The sequence below is a fragment of the Actinoplanes sp. NPDC048791 genome (assembly GCF_040650095.1).
GTDB lineage: Bacteria > Actinomycetota > Actinomycetes > Mycobacteriales > Micromonosporaceae > Actinoplanes.
This window is the reverse complement of the sequence record NZ_JBEZGQ010001169.1, coordinates 1-2,391: the sequence shown is the minus strand read 5'-3', so window position 1 is coordinate 2,391 and position 2,391 is coordinate 1. Positions and strand designations below refer to the sequence as shown.

The window sequence follows — 2,391 nt, the reverse complement described above, 5'->3', positions numbered from 1 at the left end:
GCCGCACGTACTACTGGGGCCGGGCCGGCTCGGACGACCACGACCCGCACGCCGGCGGCGCCCGCATCCGCTGGCGCGCCGGGGACGAGCAGTGGCACAGCTGCCCGGCGCCGCTGGCCGTGACCGAGCGTGGCTACGTGCACACCCCGGCGGTGGCCACGACCATCGGCGGGCAGCCGGTCACCGTGCAGATCTGCCTGTGGCGCGACACTCCCCGCCGGGAGAACTGCACCCCGGAGATCCGCAACGGCTGACCCGGCCGCCCGCGGGGTCAAGAAGCCGCCAAGAGTGCCGGGCGGGGCGTCAAGAACGCGTCAAGATTCGCCGGGCCGGCCTGGGGCGGGGCTTCACTGGGCCCGTGTTGACCACTGTGAAACGCGTGCTGGTGGGTCCTCCGCTGCGGAGTGACCGCCTCGGTGAGACCCTGCTGCCCAAGCGGCTGGCGTTGCCGATCTTCGCCTCCGACCCGTTGTCGTCGGTGGCCTACGCCACCCAGGAGATCCTGCTGGTGCTGACCCTCGGCGGGCTGACCTACCTGTACGTGGCGCCGTGGGTGGCCTTGGCCGTGGTGGTGCTGCTGGCCGTGGTGGTGGCGTCGTACCGGCAGGTGGTGCGGGCCTATCCGAGCGGTGGCGGGTCGTACGAGGTGGCTTCCCGGAACCTGGGCCGCTCGGCCGGCCTCGTGGTCGCGGCGGCGCTGATGGTCGACTACGTGATGACGGTGGCCGTGTCGGTGGCCGCCGGGGTGGACAACATCATCTCCGCGGTGCCGTCGCTCCAGCCGCACCGGGTGCTGATCAACGTCGGCTTCGTGGCGGTGCTGACAGCGATGAACCTGCGCGGGGTGCGCGACTCGGGCAAGACGTTCGCCTGGCCGACGTACCTGTTCATCGCCGGGATCCTGGTCCTGGTCGCGGTCGGGCTGGGGCAGGTCGTCGCCGGTGATCCGCCGGTGGCCGAGTCGGCCGGCTGGCAGGTACGCCCGGAGCAGGTGGGGCTGACCGGGCTGGCGCTGGCGTTGGTGACGCTGCGCGCGTTCGCCTCGGGGTGCACGGCGCTGACGGGCGTGGAGGCCATCTCCAACGGGGTGCCGGCGTTCCGGGTGCCGAAGGCGGAGAACGCCGCCCGCACCATGCTGGCCATGGGCGTCACGGCGATCACGATGTTCGCCGGGCTGACCGCGCTGGCCCTGATCACCAAGGTGCGGGTCGCCGAGAACACCTGCGACCTGATCGGCTTCCCCGGCGACTGCACGTCCGACCCGCAGCGGACGGTGATCGCCCAGGTGGCCGCGGCGGTGTTCGGCGGCGGCATCGGGTTCTTCCTGATCCAGGCCCTGACCGCGCTGATCCTGATCCTGGCGGCGAACACCGCGTTCAACGGTTTCCCGCTGCTCGGCTCGATCCTGGCCCAGGACCGCTACCTGCCCCGGCAGTTGCACACCCGCGGCGACCGGCTGGCGTTCTCCAACGGCATCATCGTGCTCGCGCTGATCGCCGCCGGCCTGATCTGGGCGTACGACGGTTCGGTGACCCGCCTGATCCAGCTCTACATCCTCGGTGTGTTCACCTCCTTCACCCTCAGCCAGGCCGGGATGGTGCGGCACTGGAACCGCGCGCTGGCCGGGGAACGCGACCCGCGCGTCCGCGGGCGGCTGCACCGGTCCCGGGTGATCAACGCGGTGGGCTGTGCGCTCACCGGGCTGGTGCTGCTCATCGTGCTGGTCACGAAGTTCACCCACGGCGCCTACCTGGTGGTGATCGCCGTGCCGGTGCTGTACGCGCTGATGCGCGCGATCCGCGCCCACTACGACCGGGTCAGCGCCGAGCTGGAACCCGAGCCGGGCGGGGTGGTCATGCCGGCCCACGTGCACGCGGTGGTGCTGGTCTCCCGGGTGCACCGGCCCACCCTGCAGGCGCTGGCGTACGCCCGGGCGACCCGGCCGGACACGCTGGCCGCGGTGACCGTGGCGATCAGCCCCGAGGACGTGGTGCGGCTGCGGCAGGAGTGGGCCGACCGGGAGCTGAACGTGCCGTTGACGGTGCTGGAGTCGCCGTACCGGGAGATCACCAACCCGGTGCTGGACCACGTCGTCCGGCTCCGCGCCGAGGGCCCGCGCGACCTGGTGGTGGTCTACCTGCCCGAGTACGTCGTGGGTCACTGGTGGGAGCAGCTGTTGCACAACCAGAGCGCGTTGCGGCTCAAGGCCCGGCTGCTCTTCCAGCGCCGCGTCATGGTCGTCAGCGTGCCCTGGCAGCTGGAGTCGAGCCGGCACAAGCCGCACCGGGACCCGGTTGCGGCCGGTCGGCGCCGGTCGTAGCCGCCGATCGGGTACACCTGAGCATCATGGGAACCGCAGCAGGGCCGGGCGATCGGCGCCGCCGGGCGTGG

Annotated in this window: 2 protein-coding genes; both read left to right on the top strand. The window is 72.1% G+C overall.

The window, feature by feature from the left end:
• The coding region (locus AB0C29_RS43815; RefSeq protein WP_360833635.1) for a hypothetical protein at positions 1–254 on the top strand (254 nt) is incomplete at its 5' end.
• A gap of 104 nt (positions 255–358) precedes the next feature.
• Positions 359–2,320 (top strand): APC family permease, encoded by a 1,962-nt coding sequence (locus AB0C29_RS43810; protein WP_360833633.1) that lies wholly within the window; start codon positions 359–361, stop codon positions 2,318–2,320.
• Positions 2,321–2,391 lie beyond the last annotated feature (71 nt).